General features: G+C 37.0%; 17 protein-coding genes, 1 tRNA gene and 2 pseudogenes. 6 read left to right on the forward strand and 14 right to left on the reverse strand.

What is annotated here, in order from left to right; genetic code table 11:
* Window positions 1-169 precede the first annotated feature (169 nt).
* From ACFIKD_RS08070 to ACFIKD_RS08110, 9 genes and pseudogenes are all read right to left on the reverse strand, one after another.
* Entirely contained in the window at window positions 170-379 is a 210-nt protein-coding gene (locus ACFIKD_RS08070) for a 2-hydroxymuconate tautomerase family protein (RefSeq protein WP_015856802.1), read from the reverse strand.
* Between the two features lie 14 nt (window positions 380-393).
* Window positions 394-1,635: a hypothetical protein gene (locus tag ACFIKD_RS08075; RefSeq protein ID WP_375647693.1), complete on the reverse strand. Its 1,242-nt coding sequence runs from the start codon at window positions 1,633-1,635 to the stop codon at window positions 394-396.
* An 88-nt stretch (window positions 1,636-1,723) separates the two neighbouring features.
* The gene (locus ACFIKD_RS08080) at window positions 1,724-3,592 is read right to left on the reverse strand and encodes an FAD/NAD(P)-binding protein (RefSeq protein WP_375647694.1); all 1,869 of its coding nucleotides are present in this window, start codon (window positions 3,590-3,592) and stop codon (window positions 1,724-1,726) included.
* A gap of 95 nt (window positions 3,593-3,687) precedes the next feature.
* On the reverse strand, window positions 3,688-4,866 hold the full coding sequence (locus ACFIKD_RS08085) for a YbfB/YjiJ family MFS transporter (protein WP_375644988.1): 1,179 nt from the start codon (window positions 4,864-4,866) through the stop codon (window positions 3,688-3,690).
* A 261-nt stretch (window positions 4,867-5,127) separates the two neighbouring features.
* On the reverse strand, window positions 5,128-6,009 hold the full coding sequence (locus tag ACFIKD_RS08090) for a baseplate J/gp47 family protein (RefSeq protein ID WP_375647695.1): 882 nt from the start codon (window positions 6,007-6,009) through the stop codon (window positions 5,128-5,130).
* A pseudogene (locus ACFIKD_RS08095) lies at window positions 5,996-6,399 on the reverse strand (GPW/gp25 family protein). Before ACFIKD_RS08095 ends, ACFIKD_RS08090 begins: the two are co-directional and overlap by 14 nt.
* Before the next feature lie 3 nt (window positions 6,400-6,402).
* Window positions 6,403-6,603 (reverse strand): hypothetical protein, encoded by a 201-nt coding sequence (locus ACFIKD_RS08100; RefSeq protein WP_375636599.1) that lies wholly within the window; start codon window positions 6,601-6,603, stop codon window positions 6,403-6,405.
* Window positions 6,604-6,614: 11 nt separating this feature from the next.
* Window positions 6,615-6,902 carry a hypothetical protein gene (locus ACFIKD_RS08105; RefSeq protein WP_375647696.1) on the reverse strand — a complete coding sequence of 96 codons (288 nt, stop codon included), beginning with the start codon at window positions 6,900-6,902 and terminating at the stop codon, window positions 6,615-6,617.
* Between the two features lie 32 nt (window positions 6,903-6,934).
* On the reverse strand, window positions 6,935-7,525 hold the full coding sequence (locus ACFIKD_RS08110) for a hypothetical protein (protein ID WP_375647698.1): 591 nt from the start codon (window positions 7,523-7,525) through the stop codon (window positions 6,935-6,937).
* Between the two features lie 772 nt (window positions 7,526-8,297).
* On the opposite strand from ACFIKD_RS08110, the gene ACFIKD_RS08115 reads away from it, so the two are divergent.
* From ACFIKD_RS08115 to ACFIKD_RS08130, 4 genes and pseudogenes are all read left to right on the forward strand, one after another.
* A complete protein-coding gene (locus ACFIKD_RS08115) occupies window positions 8,298-8,693 on the forward strand; it encodes a hypothetical protein (protein WP_375636604.1) in 396 nt (131 codons plus the stop codon).
* Window positions 8,650-9,363, forward strand: a complete 714-nt coding sequence (locus ACFIKD_RS08120) for a ThiF family adenylyltransferase (RefSeq protein WP_375647700.1) — start codon at window positions 8,650-8,652, stop codon at window positions 9,361-9,363. Before ACFIKD_RS08115 ends, ACFIKD_RS08120 begins: the two co-directional genes overlap by 44 nt.
* Window positions 9,360-10,580, forward strand: coding sequence for an MFS transporter (locus ACFIKD_RS08125; RefSeq protein WP_375647702.1), 1,221 nt, complete (start codon window positions 9,360-9,362; stop codon window positions 10,578-10,580). The genes ACFIKD_RS08120 and ACFIKD_RS08125 overlap by 4 nt, the downstream gene beginning before the upstream one ends.
* Before the next feature lie 1,255 nt (window positions 10,581-11,835).
* Window positions 11,836-11,975: pseudogene (locus ACFIKD_RS08130) on the forward strand (integrase); the annotation flags it as partial.
* Window positions 11,976-12,080: 105 nt separating this feature from the next.
* On the opposite strand, the gene ACFIKD_RS08135 reads toward ACFIKD_RS08130, so the two are convergent.
* Window positions 12,081-12,171 (reverse strand) — tRNA-Ser (locus ACFIKD_RS08135).
* A 313-nt stretch (window positions 12,172-12,484) separates the two neighbouring features.
* Between ACFIKD_RS08135 and ACFIKD_RS08140 the strand changes: the two genes are divergently transcribed.
* The gene (locus ACFIKD_RS08140) at window positions 12,485-13,684 is read left to right on the forward strand and encodes a porin (protein ID WP_375647704.1); all 1,200 of its coding nucleotides are present in this window, start codon (window positions 12,485-12,487) and stop codon (window positions 13,682-13,684) included.
* Between the two features lie 1,246 nt (window positions 13,685-14,930).
* Here ACFIKD_RS08140 and ACFIKD_RS08145 read toward each other — a convergent pair.
* The 4 genes from ACFIKD_RS08145 to ACFIKD_RS08160 all read right to left on the reverse strand — a co-directional run bounded on the left by ACFIKD_RS08145 (window position 14,931) and on the right by ACFIKD_RS08160 (window position 20,958).
* On the reverse strand, window positions 14,931-15,737 hold the full coding sequence (locus ACFIKD_RS08145; protein ID WP_375647705.1) for an N-acetylmuramoyl-L-alanine amidase: 807 nt from the start codon (window positions 15,735-15,737) through the stop codon (window positions 14,931-14,933).
* Window positions 15,738-16,596: 859 nt separating this feature from the next.
* A complete protein-coding gene (locus ACFIKD_RS08150) occupies window positions 16,597-18,771 on the reverse strand; it encodes an isocitrate/isopropylmalate family dehydrogenase (RefSeq protein WP_375644994.1) in 2,175 nt (724 codons plus the stop codon).
* Window positions 18,768-19,499: an alpha/beta fold hydrolase gene (locus ACFIKD_RS08155; protein WP_375636615.1), complete on the reverse strand. Its 732-nt coding sequence runs from the start codon at window positions 19,497-19,499 to the stop codon at window positions 18,768-18,770. The genes ACFIKD_RS08150 and ACFIKD_RS08155 overlap by 4 nt, the downstream gene beginning before the upstream one ends.
* A 262-nt stretch (window positions 19,500-19,761) precedes the next feature.
* Complete coding sequence (locus ACFIKD_RS08160; RefSeq protein WP_375636617.1) at window positions 19,762-20,958, reverse strand: multidrug effflux MFS transporter; 1,197 nt, start codon at window positions 20,956-20,958, stop codon at window positions 19,762-19,764.
* A gap of 633 nt (window positions 20,959-21,591) precedes the next feature.
* On the opposite strand from ACFIKD_RS08160, the gene ACFIKD_RS08165 reads away from it, so the two are divergent.
* Window positions 21,592-22,308, forward strand: coding sequence for a phage tail assembly protein (locus ACFIKD_RS08165; RefSeq protein WP_375636618.1), 717 nt, complete (start codon window positions 21,592-21,594; stop codon window positions 22,306-22,308).
* Window positions 22,309-22,683 lie beyond the last annotated feature (375 nt).

The following is a 22,683-nucleotide window of genomic DNA, read 5'->3' on the forward strand; positions in this document are numbered from 1 at the left end:
CCCTCATGCGTAAAGATAAGGATAGGCTCGTTGAGGGGAAAAACTTGGTTGTCAGCATCAGGGGCTGTAACAACCGCACCAATGGTGATTTGATCAAATGTTGCTAAAGGACGTGATTTTTTATATTGATTAACCCTATTGACCTTAAATTATTGTCAAATACATAGAGTTATTCTTTATTTTGATCTTTCCTTAATTCTGTAACGGGAACACCATTAATACCCCAATTGTCTGTCTCCACCTCATCAATCACTACAACAGTCGTTTTCGGATTTTTATTCAGAATATTAACTAATAATTGAGTTGCCCCTTCTATTAGTTGCCGTTTCTGTTCAGAGGTAACCCCTTCATTAGTAATTTTAATGTTTATGTAAGGCATAAGATCTCCATAATTTACAAATATTGTACAAAAAAGCTCAAATAAATGAACGCAAAAGGATTAAATATTAATACATAATAGCTATGCATTTTAAAGCTCGTATCCACCGGTGAAATATGCAGGCTACTGGAAGCAAAAATAGCATTTATCGATACAGGAGAAAGGAGTTGAGCTGCAATAAAGAAGCAAATCCAAACCAAATAATCCGTAACCCCATAAGTTATCGATGACCCTAGTAAGGGAAATGCCAAACTAAATAGCACCATAGGGTGAATTCCTGCTACACTGAAAATTGGCAATACGAAGAGAATACAGGCATAGCGCTGCCAAACAGAGAGTGATGCCAATGAGTGACTAAACGTCACCGGCAACAAAGGAATAAGCAAATCACAAGTAGATATTAGCAGACTACAACCTAGCAACAACAGAATTTCACTTGATATACTGCGTATCACTGCCACCAAAGGAGTCAAAAAATCAACACTGCGTGAACTCCCACGCTCAATGACATATAGAATGCTCGCCGTCAACGCAATGCTTTCTAGTGCATTCAACCTGATAACTGTCAACGCAACGATAAATGTTAGCCAGAACAATATCAAAAAAATCCAAATTCTTAATCTCTCTCCTTCTTTATTCGCTCTCCTCTCATCGCAAATAATCGGATTAGCTAGCGGTACAACAGGAGAAAGGCACAACAACAACAGACTGAATAGAAAAAGTGGTATCCCCAAAGCAGCGGATGTGAATATTGGTGTTCTAGGCATAGCAGAGAAAACTGTTGCTGCACCGATGCTGGTTGGCATCAGTACCATTGTGATGCTCATCATTCGCATCACAATAGCGGCCAAATGGAGAGAGGGAAAAACACTTTTCTTCAAGGCATCAATCATTAGGGGGATAACCCCCAAACTCATCGGCCAAGCTAGAAACGCAGTCAGTATCGCGATGGACAGGGTAAGCGAACCCTTTCCATAGCGCATCAACCGTTCAGAGAGAAATTCTGAAATACGCCATATATTCATCACATGGCGCAACAATCCCATGGCGAGTAATAGCCAAAAGACATCAGTAAAACGCACAAGCACAGTACTAACATCAGGAAAATGCCTACGCCATATCAGCACTAAAGTACAAGCCAACAGGATGACCACACCACTGCGTGCATTCCCCTTCAACCACCAGTATGGTATCGTCAAAAGCAAATAACCGAAAACAGTCACTCCAGCCAATGGAATAAGAAACCAAGTTCTCATTGAGATAGATATAAGAAAAATGAATAGCATCAGCATCGCTATTATAGCGGATACGAAGGACATGCGTATCAGGAAGCTTTTTACATCATCAATGTACATTAATTGTTGAATCTTTGACTGAGTGGCGATTAAGAAGCTGCTCGTACATGTCAATGACACAGTGCCCTGCATCCCGCAGTGCACGCGAATTAACTAAAGGTCTAGGCAAAATATATGTATAAAAATTGGCCCCCTCTACTGGATTACCTACCACCCATAATGTATTTTGTACTTGTCCTTTAGTATCTATAGGATGCTGCTGACAGTCAATATCAATACCACCAGGATGATATCCTTGGTTGATAAATGGCCGGATGATACCCTGAGCAGCCAAATTTTTGATAAAAGGAGACTCATCACGCAACGGAGAAAAACTATCAATCTTGGCCGTGATCAGCACATCTCCATCAACTGAACTGTTTTCATCTTGGAAAACAGACTGAATTTCGAAACGGCTAGTACTAGCATTGAGAACAAGTTTAGGTGAAGGTCCGCCAGCCAAAGTCACGATACCAGCCTCCATCAGAGCCTTCAACTCTTGGTTTCGCTGCATCGGTGGGCCGACAGAAATACGGTTAAAGTTTGGATTAAAATATTCAATAAAGTACTTGTGAGATGAAGACGTTAACCCGCAAAAATCAATTGCTGAACGTAAGATATCACGGACATCTCGTAGCACATCTGTAGCAGCTTTCACTGGGCCATCAACATTACCTGCAGCGGAAGAATGAAGATCGTCCTTCAAATGCTCCATGAAGAATCTTGTATAATCCTTCAAAGAGGCAAATATTTTATTTCGATGAGGATACAGCAACGCTTGAATACACTGCTCGTCTTTGGAAGTAACAACATAGGTTTCAGGGTCTAGCCAGTGCCCCAGCTGCGTACTTCGATAGACATAACACATTTCTTTAAGCAACAGAGGTAAAAGCTGCGTTTCGAAATCCAGCTTCGGAGAACCGTTAGCAATGCTGGATTGCTTACGCAGATGATGTATTGCATCGAGAGTAAGGAATGATGGTATATATTGCCCACTACCACCCTTTTGATTAATCCCGCGACTACTAAAAGGCAATGTTTGACGGGAGAATAGAGCTATCTTCGGTTCTTTGCCACTTGGCATGTAGTGCAATTGTCCAGCATTTTCAGTAAAAGTCCCACCGCGACCGTAAGTCAATTGCGACAAGACATCATAGCTAGTTAATCCAATTCCCTGCACCAGCACACGAGACTGAGATTGTATAGAGTCCAACTTTTCAATTGGATAAGGATTCGAATAATAATTCAAAAGCGCGTTTTTCATTTGATGACCAGCCACAAACTGTTGCAGATTTTCATCATGCGATGAATATGTATTCTTACCGTGACCCGTGGTAATATAAACAAAATCTACACTGTAACGATAGCCATCTTCCAAAAGAACATCCGTTTTATTATCTTGGTGGATATGGAGATTGATAACTTTTTGTCGGATCTCCTTAATACGAATACCGGAAGGTAAATCTTGCGTGAGCTCTTGGTAAGCCCAAGACAGGTATTCCCCTAACAAACGACGTGATAAATAATCATTTTCTTTGATTTCTTTCCCAACATTATGCTCTGTACGAGAAAAAACACCGTTAATATTACGATAACCTTGTTGAATAGCCCATTGATAGAAATTCGGTCCCTTACGAATAGGCCCTACCCCCTTAACTGTATCATCACCAAATAAAGTAATCTGGCAAGCAACAGTGTTAACCAATAAATGATCTGGCTGATGCACACTATGGGTACCGGTTCCCATCTCATTGGGATCAATCAATAAAATATCAATGTTCCCAGAAAATGGATAATGGGAATAAAGTGTGAGCAAGCGTTCGAGAATACTGATCCCACGAGGACCAACGCCCAAAATAGCGACTGTAGAGTGAAGCATTCTTTAATCTCCCCTATTAGAATAATTTGACTTTCACAAAATGTTTCAAAAAGAACGTAATAAATTCTCTCGACTTTTTAGTGAAGATTGCGGGTTTATGAAACGCCAACGACCTTTTTACAAAGACAATATTGGCAGATTCCAGCAGCAGCAAAAAGCGCTACAGCACCACAGATAACGGAAAGCGCAATGGCATGTGAACCAAACTGTAAAAAACTCGTCAAGAGAGGTCCTAATATTTGGCCAAAACCGTAAGTTAAGGTAGCCAAGCCTAGCAGATTTATGCCATACGGCGCATATAAACGCTTAGCTAACGGCATAACTAGAGAGGTCGTCCCCATAAAAGTAAATCCAAACCCTATGCAACTGAGAACTATCAGTACAAGAGACTGGCTGAATAATGTCAGTAATACGCATCCTCCTTGGATAAGCAAATTGAGCATCAGACAACGTAATACCCCCCACCGATGGGCTCCCCATAACCAAATGAAACAACTAGGAACAATGGCTATTCCAACAAACGACCATAAATGGTTAGCGAGTAGTGGGAAATTAAATGTTTTCGCCATCAGAGGAAGATATGTCGCGACAATAATATAACCAAACCCAGCGAGCCCATAAATCAGAGCGAGTTCCCACCAAACGATATTTTCGTGTGCCAATGACTCATTACCAGCAAATTGAGACGCATCAACACGACGTGGAAATAAAATAAACAACAAGAGCAACAATACAACAGATATAAAACCAGCTCCAAACCAAATATTTTTCGCGTTCAGCGATTTACTCAAACCAATAATAACATACTCATTACCCAGTAGAATACCAACTCCCACACCTGCATAAAGTGAAGCAATAACCCACAGCTTGTGAGTATGCTGCATAACCGTAATAGAACCAAAAATCATCATTGCTGCACTCGCGATACCGGCAGCAAAGCGGATAAAGAAGACCAAGTAAAAGTTTGTTGTTAACGCCATGGCAAAAATAAGTGCACTCGTCACTATAGCTGCACCAAATAGCATGTAGGGAGCACGGGATATATTCCCAACTCTGCAAAACGAAAAAAACATACTCCCAACTAAATAACCGCCATAATTAGCGCTAGCTATATAAGAAAGTTGCTTAAAGGTAAACAATCCTTCATCCAACATAACTGGAAATACCGGCGTATAGAAAAATCGCCCAATCCCCATCCCCAAAATCATAATAATCATACCGAATACAGCGATTCCGAAACAACTCAAATCTTGACGATTATTTTTTCCCCCCATTACTCTAATTCCTTAACTAATAATTCGCTCATCCGCATTCTATCTCATCAATAGTAGCACTTATCTCAGAGAATAAAAGCCAATCTAGCCATTTGTTTAAGTAACCAGAGCAACATATTGAGCGATTATTGTCAACATTACTGGATCAGTTATATGCATTTCATCGTTTTACGCCCTGCTCCATGTATGCTCTTCTCCCTACAAAGCTTCTTTTTTCAGAAAAATAATGGCTGAAATTAAGCAGCAATAACAACGAGGACATCAAGAAGCACGCCCCTGCTTTGACAAAATAATTTCCCCTAAAGCTACTGCTTCATCAGGTGCGACTAAAATATCCTCACAAGGTTGCGTTATGTTCACATGGTGAACGCCCTCAACCATCAGGCGGCTTAGTATCCAACTTAAAGACAGATCACGCCCAAGCCTTTGCGCACGCGCCCATTCTGCTCTTAAATTCTGCTCCGCTCTTTCCAAAACAAAGGATCCTTCATCCGGTAACAACCAAAAATCAGCAGAAACATTGATCATCCGCTGTACCGCGCTTTTCACAAGGATGTGGTCATTGGTCATTTTAACATGAGGGGCATCAAGGGCTGCTTGTACCTTGGCAATCAAAGCTTCATCAGCCACCCCTGAAGGGGCGTCACTAAAAAGCGCAACATGAATAAGTGGACTTTTACCCTCACGATAAACAAAAGCATCTTTGACATGGATATCGCTTGAGAGGGCAAAATATTGATAACGTGGCACTGTGCCACCTGTGGAATGTCCTTGTCTATTCAAGCGAATACGACGGCGCAAACGCTCATCATCTTCATCCAAAAGGCGCGTGACCCCATGAAAATCCCCCAAATGATCTAAACTTGTTCCACGCGCAAATGTGAGTAAATTATCCCGCGCCACTTCATTAATCCGCTGGCGCAATAGCAACTCTTCATAAGCGGCCGCTTGCAATTGAATGACCACCGGATCATAAGCCGTCTTTTCCACATTATAAGGAATATGATGCGCCGCAAAAAGCTCAGTCAAACGCGTGATCTTTTGCTCTAAAATTGCTTCAACAGAAAGCTCTTCAATAATTTGTGGCAAAGGGAGTTGTGGAGGGGGAATTTGTGGAATGGATAAAGGTTCAAACTCTGTCATCACCAACCTCTAAATCAATACTCATTGGTTCCTTATGCGACCAATCCCCCAAATGCTCATTGAGATAAAAAACACCCGTTAAAACAAAATGGCCCGTTAAAACAAATGAAATGTGCCTTCACGTGTTGCTTTTGTCAGATCAATCCTCTGCAACGAAAACCCAGGCTCTCCACACTCTGGATCATCGAGTGCTTCAACAATTACTTGATAAAGCTGCATCATCGTCGCAGGATCAGCATTGGCATCTTGGAATGCTCCAACATCACATCCATAATGACGACGCAAAACCCGTGTCCCAATTCTTGTCGTCAGACATTTACGAAGTGACTGTTGACAATGTGCCCAACCATATAAGAGAGAGCCATCCTTTTCGCTCATCCCGCACCGCATGCTTTAAGCCCCTTTGCTTGTCTTTGTGTTAGAAACAGTTGGGGGCGCAGAAACAACAGGTGCTGGTTTTTCAGCAATCTGACCAAGCAGCAACGGATATTTAGCCGCTTCCTCACTTAAACAAATTTCTTCACCTTTGCCCGGTGAACGTTGACCAGCAACAAAATCGGCATTGGTTAAAATAACATAAGTGTTCTCACGCATGATAAACTCCTTTAAAGGGGGTAAGAGGTTATGGAGGGACCCATTTTGACCCCACCGTGTTTGTGGCTTGCGCCAACAGATTTTTGATTGTGCTGCAAATCTTCTGCTTGAATATGCACACTGCCCGTTAATTCAACACGGGTTGATTGATGAGAAAGCACCAAACCTTTTTCACTCAAATGGATTTGGTTTTCTCCATGGGAGAGAATGAGTTCATCCTTCGTGATACGCAAAGTACCATAAGAGCCGTCACTTTTCTTTCCTCCTTTGTGCTGTAAGAGCTTTATCTCGTTGCTCAAGCGTGTCTTCTAAATGAATAACTTTTCGTTTCTTATCGAAATATTTTCCTCAGACTTTGAAGCCTGTTATTTAAATTATCAACTTCGTGATCGAGCCTTTTAACCTCTTGATTTAAGTTATCAATATGTTCTTGATGTTTAGAAATCACTTCTAAATAATGTAATGATTGAGACTGATCCTTAAGCTTATTTGCTTCATTTAATTCTCGAAAAGCCTCTGTTCTTTTCTCAACATGCTCAAATAAAGTAAAAACCTTCTCGAGCCGTTCAAAAATTGCAGCATTCCGCTTTTGCGTTATTTCATATTTATAAGCCAATTGCTTGTTATTTGGCATATTTTTCAGCAATGCAAAATAGAGTGCCTGCTGTTCAAAAGCTATTCTCTTCAAGTCCTCTACCGCCACCCCCAATATTTGCATTGTATCGTTCCATCCTCTCTCCGCATTGTCTTTTTCAAACTTTGCTGAATCCAACTTCTGAACCGCATCATCTCGTTCCTTAACGACTTGGGAACAAAATAATTTATCCATACCCGTATAGCCATGCGAGGTAGATAAAAGATATATTAGCAAAAATATGATAAGCAATAAGCCTTCCCTCAACAGAACTTTTTTTGTAAACATTTTTTATTTGCTCGTATGCAATAAATTAAAATAAACAATTAAATTTGTATTGAAAAATTAATAATGAAATTTATTAAATCTATTTAGAATAATCTATGATAAAAATAAAAAGGGATAAATTGTACACAAATTAAATACTCAACAAACAAAATAAAGCTATAAAAACTAATTTATTCAATAAAATAGTCATAGATTTTTCTGTCTAGCTTTATATCTCTATAGGAGCAATTTAATCACTTTATAGGTGACTTTAAAATATTTTAATAGGATATTATAATTACTTCAAAAATAACATTTTGATTAATAAATATACTAACAATTATAAAATGATGCGTATACAAAACGGATAACCACAATCAATGTAGTGATCAACTACTTTATAATATAGATTTGTTTGTTTTATCCGTAGCAGCAATAAAAAAGTTTGTGTTTTTACATAAATTCAAATTTATTCATTTTTTATATTATATTTTATGCTATTACTTTTAAGTTAATAAAGATCATAGAGTTTTAAACTGATGAGATGCGTTCTTTTCTCAATGTACGCTCATTAATATTTGATGTAGGAATATTTACTTTACATCATAAAAATGCATTTACAATAATAATATTTTATATAGGATCCTCCTCCCATGTAATGTGGTGAATAATGAAAACATCAATAACGAGGAGGAAATCATGGATCATACAGAATGTAAGTAATAACTAAAGAAATTTACCTGAAATTATTTTTCAGGGAAAAGTTGGTTTGCTCTACAAGTGGGGAGGATAAATGAAACAACAATATATTTTAGGAAAATACACACATATTGTTGTTCGTGAAGAGGATGCTATTTTTGGTGCAGGTTCAAAGCAGTTTATTATCAATGATAAAAATTTTTGGGAGAACTTAGTGCTTATTGCGGCACAATGGATCAAAAAAAAGACAGTAGATGAAGTTTACAATTCACTATCATTAATCATGTTAAAAGAAAATTTTGACCGTGCGTTTGATTTTCTTGTTTCTAACCATTTTCTTGTCAAAGCTGAAACATCAGACAATATCCTCAATAATCGGTATTCCAGAAGTCATCTCCATTATCAAATGTTATGGTATGCATCCAACCTCTGTTCAGCATACTCTTTTGCAAAAAAGTGTCGTCATTTTAGGGGGTGGTGGGATTGGTAATCATGTATCAGCAATGCTTGCATCCTCTGGCGTTAGAAAATTGACTCTTGTTGACAATGATGTGATCGAGATGACCAACCTTACCAGACAAATTCTTTTTACTGAAGAAGATATCGGTCTTCCGAAAACAACAGTTCTTAAACGTGAGCTGATGCGGAGAAACAGCCAAATTGAAGTTCATGAATTACAAATGTTGATTACTGAAAAAGAGGCTATCAACAAATTACCCAAAGCTGATTTATGGATCATTTCTGCTGATTCACCTGTTCAGCTAGGCCTATGGATCAATGAATGGTGTGTGAAAAATAAACAAGCCTATATAAATTCCGGTTATGTTAATGATATAGCTGTCTTTGGTCCATTTTACATACCTGGTAAAACTGGTTGTTACGCATGTAGCTCGTCTATAGGCAATCTTCCGGCAAAAAGTGATCATCTTATTTATGAAGCTTGTGTTATGATTAATAATAACTTCAAAGTTGCTACATTTCCCCCTGTTAATGCACTTTCAGCTGCCATGTGTGCTAATGATGCTCTTAAATTTTTGGGTGGTTATGGAAGCCTTCTTTCCACGGATCGCCGTGTGGGGATATGGAGCAGCCAACTTTTCACAGAAGAGCGTTCTCTAAAGAAAAATCCTCACTGTAAGGTTTGTGGAACAACACAATGAACAGACCTCGCACCCTTGCTCTCAACTATGGATCCTATAATGCTGTCCGCATGCTGATCGGCGTTTACCATGCTATTTTTTTAATGTCCATGGGAGTTAGTCTGGCGCAATTAGCTCTGCTTCAGGTTGTCTTTTCCACCACCATCCTGCTGCTTGATTTTCCCTGCGCTGTTTTATCTGACAGATATCGACGTAAATATTCCGTTATGGCTGGGGTCTTTATGACAGGAATATTTTATCTTCTATGCCTTCAAGCTCCCAATATGACGGCACTTATTATTGCGCAAATTCTCTATGCAGCGGGCATTTGCATCATTGTCAGCGCCATTGACGGATGGATTTACCATTCTCTAGGCGATAAACAGGATCACTTTTCGCATTATGCTCATCTCTACCACCAAGTTAACTCTTTCGGAAGTATTCTCAATGGGATTATAGGAATTGGAACGATCTATTACTCTGGACAATATTTTATGGGATATATCATCTCATGCCTCATGATGGGATTTATTTTTTTGATATTCCTTATTGTTCCGGAAGAAAAGAAAACGACAATTGAAACATCCAAAACAAAAACAATCTTGCACAATGCCAAGGAAACGCTTTGGATCTTTCAAAATACAGTAGGAGGCGCATGGTTTATTTTCCTCATGTGCCTTTTTAGCGCTGGTATTCAAATTATTTATCATTTCTGGCAACCGATAATACTTTCAGGGGGGAAAATTAATCACCTCAACGGTTCGCAAATGCTCGTCTTGATGTTCTGCCATATTGGAGCCTTTTCAGCACAATATTTTTCAAATTTACTGATGTCTAAGTATCATGTTCTTGATAAAAAATATAAGAATTCTATAAAATATTTTTCCTTCTTTTCTGCGCTGATGTGCATAGCGCTCTATTTTTCAGTTCATAGCCATCAAACTGCTGCATCAGTCATCGCCTTCTCTTTAATCCATGGATTTATTTGCACTGTACCGATAGGGGCCAAAAGCTTATTTTTCTCAGAACTTAACCAAAAACAAACGCAGCATATTTCCGGTATTGTTGGTGCTGTATCTTTTAGCGGAAGAATATTTTCAATTACAGTATTAAGTATTATTTCTTTTCTTCCTGCAAAAGTTTCTCCATCTTACTACCTAATATTACCGACCATTACTTTTTTCATGTGTGGTTTGGTTGTCATGAGATGGATGAAACACTCTCACAAGTCTCTATGAGAGGAAAATTTTTAAAATTATCACCCACAATGTTTTCTTCTAAAAGAGATCTATACGTTTTTGAGAGCATTGCCACATCCAACTTTCAACATACAATGAAAATATAAAGCAATATGTTGATTTATAATCATAATATAGCAAACTCGAATATTGTAAGATCCTTTCTTTTAAAATCTGTTTTTATGGTTGAAACAATCAAAATCATTGCTTGCACATCATAAGTGGAGAAAGCCGTATAAATAAAAACAATTTAGAAAAGAAAAATGCCTCTGATGAACTCCCATAATCAAAGTCTATCACAACATGGAAGCAGGTGTATAATATGCCTCGTGGCATCTTCATAAGTATACAAATGGTGTGGCACTATAAGACTTTATATGCCTCACAGAAACTTTTGCATTTTATACCATTTAAGAGGTGCCGTCGCAAAATAGGCTTATACACATTAAGAGATATCTCTTTAACACAAGTGCATAAATTGGCAACACAAGTATATTTGTGTTTAGAATATTCTTTTTATATGAGAGGCATAATCCCAACGGGATAAACAAAAACGTAAGACACATAATCTTCATTATTTAAAAGACACGACCATAGAAACGTATGAAAGTTATAAAACTGAATTAATAAGATGATGATAAAAATGGGAGCTCATTTCCACCTTTTTCGCTTTTATATTTTTTCAAAATTAAAAAGATTCTTCCGTTTTTAGAAATGACTCGTTAGCAAATATATACAATATTTTCTCCCCTATTTGATATATAAAAGCTGACATAACGGATAAAGCAAAAGCTTAGCAAAACAACGTCATAAGATAATAAATGTGCCACCAAACAATTGGAACGATATAGAGAAGTCAAAAACACTTTTTGGAACAAAATCCGTAACATATCTAGCTTTACGGCCGCTTATTCTTACAAATGTTCGTGCTGCTCCCTATGTCCATAAAAATAAATAAGCAATCCTTAGCTAAAAAATATGCAACGTCAATGTGATGCTACAACAGAGATTCGCTTTCCTTTATCAACAAAAGCATAAGAACTTTTGAAACAAACCCATCTTTCTCGGGATATTTTTTTCCACAACTGATCATATTTCCTTTAATATAAATTGGCATAGCGATTTACGTAAAACATATTGCGCTTAAAACATCCCCCATTGGTTTTGCTTTAGTTTACGCCATTAGAAAAAAAGTTTTTGTAACTTGTTTCATGAAACATAAAATAAAAAATAAACACAGGAATTAAGAAAATGAGCAACCACACGCGCTACTAACGCAGGTATTACAATTTCGCAAATAAATTTAGATGGAAGAAAGATAAAATAGCACCACTCTATACCAAAACAGCCGATAGAAAACGTCTAGCAAGAAAAGCAATTAAAAAGCTTCACAAAATTGGGATTAGTAGAAAAGCAAATGGGCACAAATTACTGAAAATAAAATTCCCACACACAATCGACTACTTTTATAATAATAGATGGCGAAGATATAATAATAGATGGCGGAGAGGAAGAGATTCGAACTCTCGAGAGCCTTTTGAGCCCTACTCCCTTAGCAGGGGAGCGCCTTCGACCACTCGGCCACCTCTCCAACAGAGAGGCATAAATGGTATCAACAGAAAGTTCAAGACATTTTCGACTTTTTTCCCAAATATCTGAAATTTTTCTCCTATTGAGCCCATAGGGATAAAAAGTTAACAAAACAAAAATTGTGTCTTTTTTACCACATTATCTCGAATAGTACATGTATACATTACAAAAAGGTAATTTCATATTTGAAACTCTAAAAAGATTAGTATAGCTAAGGTAACAAGTGCCGCGTATTTTATTTATGTCTTTGTCCTTAATGCGTTAGGTGAATGATACTCTTTAGAAGAAGATTAAACGGACCTCGGAGATCTTATATGAATATTAAATCCCTCTTTTTAAGCTCTACAGCAGCTTTTTTAGCAATTTCTGGAGTACATGCTGCTTCAACAGTTATCGCCGAACCCGAACCTGTAGAATATATTCGCGTTTGTGATGCCTACGGAAAAGGATATTTTTATATCCCTGGAACAGATACCTGCATACGTTTATCAGGAAATGTTCGTGCTGATTTTATAGGCGGTGATAATATCGATGCAACAAGCGAAACTGAACTTAGAGACAAAAGAAAAACCTATGGCGCATCATCACGGCTCACCCTTGTTTTTCAAGCAGCTTCTGAAACAGAAATGGGAACACTCCGTTCATATGCAAGAATTTTCTCAAGCTGGGGTGATGGTAGAGACAGCGCTGGTGCAAGGCTTTCAGCCGCTTACATTGAACTGGGTGGTTTTCGCGTAGGTCTTGATGACACAATTTTCAACAGCTGGACTGGTGATTATGGAAATGTTCTCAATGATGATAGCATAGCACCTGCCGGCACAACACGCACCAATTTTATTTCCTACACCTTTAATGGTGACTCCGGCTTTTCTGCTATTATCGGAGCTGAATTAGGCAATAATTCAGATTCTCTTCCTGGAACAACAGGATACTATATTGATAAAGATGATAAGCTTGTTTCTATCACGAAGGATACTCCTCTTCCAAGTAAAGCAATTAAAAATTACACCCCGAATGTGGTTTTGGGTATAAAGTTTATGCAAAAATGGGGTGGTTTTTCAGCGGTTGCAGCATATGATACTTACTACAAAAAGTGGGCTGGAAAAGTACGTGCAGATTTCAATATCAATGATCGTTTCAATCTATGGGTAATGGCTGGTTATAAAAATGGCCTTGATTACTACACAGTAAATGGAAATGATGAGTTATCACGAAAAAGCACAACGATTTATGCAAACTGGGGCGGTAAATGGGCTGCTTGGGCAGGTGCCACTTACAAACTCACTCCAAAGGCAAATTTAAATGCACAAGTTTCTTATAGTGCTGTAAAAACTTTTGCAACTTCTGTAAATATTGCATATACGCTGGTTCCAGGATTTGTAATTACACCTGAATTAACCTATGTTAATTGGAATGATGATCGCATTGTAACGGATAAAAATAATGATGAAAAACATTTATTCAATAAAAAAAGTGCTTTTCAAGGTATGATCCGTTTACAGCGTTCATTCTAATCCTATTTAAGCTAAAGATTTTAAAAACTGGCAACATAAGTTGCCAGTTTTTATTTTTGCAATCAAACATCATGAGCATCTTTCTTGATACTTATTTTCTTGTCTTTTTGACAAAAATTACTGACTTTCACAAAAATATTCTCAGAAAATTAACCTAATGTGCTTGATAAGAACACTGCGTAGGCGGTGCTTACACATCAATTCAAACAATCTCTTGCGTGCCCTTTAAAGGTGAACAAATACCTTTGCTTTATTACCAAATTGGTCTTTCTTGGTAATTTACTTTTCACCTTTGTTAATTCAGCTCATGATCTTCTCAGATAAATTCTACACTGAACAGATAAAATATTGAAAAAACAAGACATCATTGTGTTTTTTATATGCATGAATGTGTCTTCTACTAACATCCTAAAACACAACATTTTACAACACTGCCTCGCATTAAAAAACTTAATCATCAAGAAACATGTTGTCAAAACGATGAAAATATCCTCTAAAGCAATAAAAGAGAAAATAGATATGTCTTCAAAAAATGAATTGACCTCTTCCCCTTCTAAAAAATAGAGACTCCTATCAGTAGCAATCTGTAAACGACCCACCTTTTTTTGAATCTGCATCACATTGATTTATAATGATAATCTATTATTTTGCATGTTGCAATTAACCAAAACCATTCACTTGTACATGACAAATGGAGAGAGCCATGTGAAAAAAACAAGTAAAGAAAATCCTTTTATGCATCGTTTTAAGTTCCAAGGGCTGTAGTAACATTGAGATCTGGCAAAGTATATAATGGTGCTAGGTACTTTTATTAAGCATAAAAATGAGAATACACTTCATAGAGGATTTTAGATTATATTCTTTATGAACGTCGCTGTAAAATATGTGTTGTGATACAGACTAAAAAACATTTCTTTAAAACAAGCATGTAAATATACAATAAAAGGCCATTTTGATTGAAGCGTTTTATCTTGCGTAAGGAACATGCCATCATATACGCAACATCTTGACTTTACTCGTTTTTAAAGGAAGAAAAATATAAGCACAAAGAAACAATAAAATTTAATCTCTGCAAATCACAGAGCCTTCTATAGAGTTATGTTTCCATAAAACGCCTTATACCGTACATGGGATTTTTTACACAATTAATGCTCTTTTTTACATAAAGCCCATTGGCAAAAAGAAGCCTCTCTTGATAAGAAAAAGGCTTACACGTAATCATATTTTCAATTAAAAAGCATTGAATTCACGGAAAATACTTATCAACCAATGCATAAAGAATTGCTGCTGTTTCAACATCTAGAATCCCATCATAATTTTCTTGACGAAAATGAAGTTGAAATGCTCGGATCAAATCTTTGTATCCTGTTTGGGTACACGCAGCAGAAATGTCATATCCATAACATTTTAGCTTCGCCAAAACATCTTCTTTGGATGGAAAATTCTTAGAGAATTGCTCTTGATAATGACTTTTTAGTTCATCATCATACCATGCTCCTATACCTGCCCTATAAAGTTCTCTCCATGGAAAAGCTGCTCCTGGATCACTTTTCCTTCCAATGGCAATATCACTATGTCCCACAACATCAGTTGGCATAATATCGGGATACCGTTGAAGAATATTCAATGCAAGCTCCTTAACGGCATCAATTTGTATTGGATTATAAGGAGGAAATATACCCCCCTCATCATGATAAGCCATAAAATCAACTGTCTCTTCTGGAGACTCAGAATGACCAGTCGCTAAATTAACGATTTCAATCCCGATAGATGCATCATTGAGATGACTATGCCCAGCCCATGAACTCACACCCGCATGCCATGCACGCTCATTTTCATCGACCAGATTAAAAATACGCATGTCCGTAAAACCTGCCTCACGATATGTCTGCTCTGAAGGATCAGGAACAAGATAGTGTGCACTAACCTTTTCTCCTGTAAGCGCCATAATCGAGGATTTAAAATCAAGAGCCGTATAATGCATGACGAGAAAACGAACGCGACGATTAAAACTCTTGACAGAACGATAACTGTTGTAATCAATCTGATACATAAAAGCCCTTTCTTTTTTGCTTAAAAAGACCACTGCGCACCACAACAAATAGGACACAAATTGTTAAAAAATTTGCAACGAACTTCCTATCTAGATATTAAGAATTACGCCTAAAATTTGTTCATCAAAAACATTGACACTCTTATCAACAATTAAGACACATTTTTATTTTTCCCACACACACGCGTAAAATGTTTTTAACCACATTCACCAACACACCGCATTAAATATTTTCCTCAAACAAATTCCTAAAAATTACCAATCAAAAGAAAAACAAAAGCATAAAATGATCACTCCTTAAATTTTCACGTCTTACAGAAAAAATAGTTTTTCCTGTTATCAAATTGAAAAATATCGCCCCTCGGAAGCGAACTCCCAACTATCGCGCAATCACACAAAACTTATAGGAAAAATTTTATGAGCTCTTTACAACAATTTATTATCAGATAACTGAATGGCACATATTCCAATAAACTGGACGTATTTTTCAATAAAATTTGCAAAGCTTTCCTGTAAATGACACGACTTCTTGTCTTTTCACAACATCACTTTTTGATTTACAAAGAATCTTAATTATTTATAACGCTTGAGGCACACGAAGCCCCTGGATTCCTTGTCATAGGCTCTATTAAAGATAACATATTGATTTATAATAATAATTAATCATTTATAAATATTGAATGCAGCGAGCCTAAATATAGTAAAGTTTTTCTTAATCTTGAATCAATCAAAGTCATTTAATTACACATCAAAAGAAAAATTAACCTATAGATAAAAACCACCTAAGAAAAGGATAAAAATACTTCTTATAATAGAACGTTCAATAATTTGAGCAATATTTTTACGTCCCCATAGAGGTTCATTTGCTTTTCTCAGTTTGCAAATATCTTTTTAAAACCAACCAAGCTGCATATTCTTGTAAGACGACACCTAAAAGTGGTCGCGTATAGGGAAAAGTTACACGATCATCGTCATAACCTTTCATCCGTATAGTCATCGTGGCATGTCCAAGGCTTTCTTCTTGATTTTCTAATGTCTCGATAGAAGGTGATAGGCTCACTTCAACCTCAAGATTTGGAATATTTTTTGTACTTTTTTCTATGGGTTGAAAATATTTTAAAAGCTGCGGATCATTGGAAGACCAATGAACCTCTGCATGCATCGCTAATTGTTTACAAGTAGTAGTCACTTCTGCACCAACCAAATAGGGGTGAAAATGATTTTCAAATTCTTCCACGAAATGTTGTTCCAAGGGCGCTTCTGATTGACCAATCAGCTGCACAAGAACATAGGGACTTTTCCATAAAAAATGCCGTTCAAATGGCTCATTTTCAAGATGACAATCAACCCACTGCGCAATGGTACTTTCATCAATTCCAATCAAAGTCCATGCATACCTCGCACGCGATACAGAAGAATATTTCTTCTCATTGTGTTCTAAATAATTCTCTAAAAGCGCAAGAGCCTGTGATGGTGGACCAGGCAAAACAACAAGCGTACTTCCATCGCAAGAGAGATAAAACCCTGGTGCTGTACCCGTAGGATTATCAAGCACGGTTGCTGTCTCAGGAAACAATGCTTGACGCGCATTACTCTTATCCGCCGTAATCCCTAATCGTTGTAATTGACCTTTTATTGTTTGCCAAACATCTTCATGATGTACCAAAGGCTGCTGCACGGCTTTTGCAACCGCATCACGTGTTATGTCATCTGATGTTGGTCCCAATCCCCCACTGATAATGATAAGATCTTCTTGTCCAAGACAAGAAACAACAGTTTCACTGATTTGCTGTAATTGATCAGCACAAACAAAATGACGTGTGACTTGAATATTTCTCTTGTTTAAGCTTTGGCTTAGATCTTGTAAATTCGTATTCAAATATTGTCCTGAAAGGAGTTCATCACCAATAGTAATAATTGCCGCATGACAAATAGAGACAGGTTTCATGAGAGAATTGCGAACAGCTTCAGCCATTTGACGGGTAGAGGCTACACCTCCTAGATCGTAAGATACAGTTTTTCCAGCACGAATAACCTGATCAACACTCTCAGACAGTTGTTTTGCTGCATCTTTAAAGCCTAAATGTTCTAAGAGTAAAGCCGTGGTATAAAGCATCGCAGAAGGATTTGCTTTATTTTGTCCAGCAATACGTAGTGCGCTTCCATGAACAGGTTCAAAATAAGCAATCTCGCTCCCCACATTTGCACTAGGTGCAAGCCCCAATCCTCCCATTACTCCAGAGCCAAGATCAGAGAGAATATTGCCAAACATATTTTCAGCAACAATCACGCCAAACTGCTCTGGCTTCGTTACAATCCACAAAGCAACTGCATCAACATTATGAATATCTGCTTCAATTTCCGGATAGTTTTGCGCAATTTTCTCAAAAATTTCTCGCGAAAATTGTCCACTTTCTCGCATAACATTGGGCTTATCAGCAAAAGTAACTCGCCTCATGCCATATTTTCTTGCATAAGAAAAAGCGTATTCAAATAACCGCTCTAAACCAAAGCGTGTCTGCAAACGGACTGTCCACGCAGCTTCCTCAAGCCCATATTTTGTCAAATTGGGATGTCTTAACCAAGCGGCTGCTTCAGGAGTGATACCCCGAAAATCCAATCCAGCATAAAGACCTTCACTATTTTCTCTGATAACATAAAAATGAAAAGGTTTTTTCGGACCAAAGATGTATCTTATAGGGCGTATATTTGCAAACAACCCTAATTTTTGGCGAAGCTGAAGTACAGGAGAAACATAGGCAAGGTTTTGCTCTTTTAAATGCGGTTCAAGTTCTTTTAAAGCCGCTTCTTTTCCTTTACTGGTCACAGCTCCAAGTAAAATCGCATCACTCTGAGTAATTTTTTGCCAAGTTGCTTGAGGGACAGGATCTCCTTCCTGTTTCCAACATTCAAAACCAATATCACCATAAGTAAACTCTATTGGCAATTGAAATTGCTCTAAGACCATCAGCGCAGCATCACAAACCTCTGGTCCTATCCCATCACCAGGTAATACAAGAACTTTCTTTTTCATAATCCCTCCATCCATTCATCAATGACTGTATCCGTCATAACAGGATTATCCTCCCACAAACGCGTACCAGCACCAGAGATGATCTTATATTCATGATTGAAACAAGGACTTTTCGTCTGATTATCTACCGTTGCAAGTTGTGACTTTTCTCCCACTAAAGCTAAAAACTTCCCCTTATACTTAACTATTTCATCTCTAGCATCCATCGCCAATAAGAGTTTAAAGCCTCTTGTCATGCGTTCAATTGCCACGCTTTTTTGTTGATCAGGAGCCTCCAATAAAACTCTTTTTTTCATAATGCCAGAAGGATGCATAAAACCATTGAGTATTTCCAAAGCTCCTGATAAATCATTATTTTCTAAGTAAACAAGAATATCTCCAAGGCGCCGTTGCAAAACCTTATCAAGATAGCCAGGTGCATTCACAGCAAGCACAGCTTGAACATTGGGAAGCCGTGCTGCCAATATTTGTACCAACATTCCAGCCATAGAAAATCCCACAAGCACTGCGGGCTCTTTAAAATAGCTTTTAAGTTTTTCTTCTATAAAAGATAAAATATCTACAGCAGAATGATTGAGAACATGAGAACTCTTAGGAAAAAGAGAAAGCGTATCCAGCAGAGTGACAGGGAATCCTTTTGATAAGCATAGCTTTGTCAATGGAGAACAAAAAACACCACCATCCCAAATTGGCATTACAGGAGAAAGAATAATAATAGGAAGGCTCATTGATCAATTCCTCCCCTTATTTTAAAACATGCATTAGAGCCAAAACTTTTCCCACCCAATATAATGAAAATATGTTGAAACTCTAGGCTCATACTCCCCCCCATCATAATCGATTTGTTAAACTCAAACTAAGCTTGTAACAAATTTTAAACCCATTCAATCCAACAACTTAATAAAAAAAAATTCATCTAATGTACAGGTGCCCCATTTGTGTAAAACATCAAAAGCATTTCCGCATAATGCTTTCTTTTTATCATTTCACTCAGCTCATTTCTGAGGTCATAAAATGACGCGCTTTTTGAATATAAATGATAAAACCAATCATACAACACACAGCTAACAAAGTGGCCATAGCCCGTGGGCTATGACCAGAGATTTTTCCGATAACCGCTGCACTTAGCGCCGCACTTCCTAATTGCAAAGATCCCATAACACCAGAAGCCGCTCCCGCAGCTTTCGGATGCGATGAAATAGCCAACGCTGTTCCTAACGGCAATAAAAAACCATTACCAAAAGTCAGAACAGCAATAGCCAAAAAACTTGTCACAAGGGGCCATGGGCTTAGATACATTTGCACAGCAAAGAGCACGCCTCCTATAACAAAAATAATGTATCCTCGACAGACCGTCTTTTCCATAGACTCGCGTTCAAAAAACCATCGCGCCAAAAGATTTCCCAAAATATAGGGCAATGAGACACCAATGTAGCTATAACTAATGTGTATTGGTGATAGCCCCAAAGTCGTGAGTAAAAAAGGCGATTCCACAATATAAGCAAAATAAGCTATGTAAGAAAAACACGGAATAAGTGCATAAAAAATAAATTGTTTATTTCTAAAAACGCCTAAATATGCCTTCATCAATCCTACAGGAGAAAAATGCTGCCGTTTTTGAGGGGGCAGAGTTTCCGTTAGCACAAAACAACACAGCAAAATGGTCAAAAATATAAAAAAGCTTAAAAAGATAAAAGTTGCCTGCCAATGAAAAGCTTGTATCAAAAGTCCACCAATGAAAGGTGCAAGTGCTGGTGACATTCCAATAAAAGGGAAAACAATCAAATAAAGTTTTCCGGCTGCTTTTTTATCTAACAAATCATTGATAATTGCACGACTTAAGACAAGTCCCGCACAAGCACCAAGACCTTGCAAAAAACGTAACACAAGAAAAGCGTGAATATGAACCGTATAAATCGCACCAAATGTTGTAAATAACCACAAGAATAAGCCCAATAGAAGTGTTTTTTTACGCCCAAAATTATCACTCAGTGGCCCATAAATGAGCTGTCCAAGTGCCAATGCCAACAAAAAAACTGCCACTGCACTCTGAATTTGAGATTGTGTCACTTGATAATATTGACGCATCTCTCCCAGTGCTGGTAAAAAAATGTCGGTAGAAATCAATCCCCCCGTCGATAAACATACAATAAGTATAATGAATGGTAATGTATATTTATGAATCATAAAGAAAATCACACTTTTAGTTAGAGATTAAATAGTATTTAATTAAATATAACAAATATAATTATATTTTATGCTTATACATACAAATAATAATTATTAAAAGTGTTATTATTTTACTTTGTAAAAATATTATTTTTCTTATAGACAGCGTTTTGTTTTACGGACTTCATGGGACAAAAAGTTATTCCCTAAATAAGCTTTCCTGTACACACATCTTGCTATAACACACATCAACCTTTTTCAGAAACATCATAGATAAAATGCACTGATATTACATACCTTCTCCGCGACAACAATGGTATTCTCATACAATATCGAGTGAAATGAATCTACAAAATTCAAGGAAGAAAAACGGTCTATTGACGGCTCTACTCCAAAATTACGACCGTACAAAGCCCACTTCTAACACAACAATAGCTTGAAAAGCCTATCAACATAAACCTTTATTGTAAAGAATTTAGGTCTATCAGCTCATAGAGTATAATGACACCCCTGCAAAAAAACAAATATACTTTGCTCATTGCATGAAACTTTTTACTTAAGATAAAAAATTTAAAAAACTGTATAACATATTGATAAATATAATACTGTAATTTAATATATTTTTATTTAATTGACTCATAGGAGCTGTGAATGTGCATAATAGAAATAACACGCGTCCCATTACTGATACCCCTTACAGTTGAAGGAAAAACATATACAGAGATTAGTTTACGACGTGCAAAAGTTAAAGACTTAAGAGAAATAAGCAAAAAGGAAGGGATCAAGCAAACAATAGAAATGATTGCCTGTCTTTCGGGATGGTCTTATGATATGATCAACAAACTTGATGAGCATGACTTTTCAAATATCAAAGATATTTTGGACTCCTCAGTAAAAAAAGCGCTCGACAAAATAATCAGCATCAGTAACGATATTAAAATGGCTTTGAAAAATCCATTCACAAGCTATGTCGAAAGTTTTATCCATAAAATAAAAACACTCATGGGAAAAATAATGAATGTCTGTATTTTCAGCAACACCATGTTGGAAAAATGCAAAAACAGTTTGTATAAAGATATATTTGAAACAAAGGATATAAAAAACATAAAAGAAGAAATCTTTAGCGACTATACACCAATAACAGTGCATAACCCTTCTAATACACCGATTCAAATGAACATTATAAATTACGGTACCTTCATACAAAATAGTCCATCAGAACATATGCATATTGCATCTCATCCCAAAACTGAAAACACAACAAAAAAGTCAATTTTGGATATAATCTTAAAATTGTCAGACATTGCCTCAAAAATTTTGAATCTGCCTTCTTGGTGTTGGGAGCTTTTACTTAAAAGATTGAAATAATTTTTCGAGCATCGTTTTGATATAGAGCAATAAGAGAAGGAAAAACAGCTTAGAACACTAATGTTTCTTCCTTCTCTTTTATCTCTCATAGCTTTTTGAATTGAATACTTTTGATATTTATTTTGAATAATTGAGGCATTCTTTTAATCATAAGTGCAATATAAAAAAACTAAAATTTTAGAAGACGCGCTGTTTTTACAAAAAAATGAAATAATAAAATAAAGACTCTAGAATTTTAAGTAATGATCACCGTCCTGTTTTCGATGTTTTCTGTCCTTTTTGGCGCATATCTATTCACTTTTGGAACATAATTGGCAAAAAGACATTGTATCTCCAGCATATTCAAGGAGATAAAACATGGAAACTCGCATTCCT

Origin of the sequence: Bartonella sp. CR84HXZ (genome assembly GCF_042194535.1) — a bacterium.
Lineage (GTDB): Bacteria > Pseudomonadota > Alphaproteobacteria > Rhizobiales > Rhizobiaceae > Bartonella > Bartonella grahamii.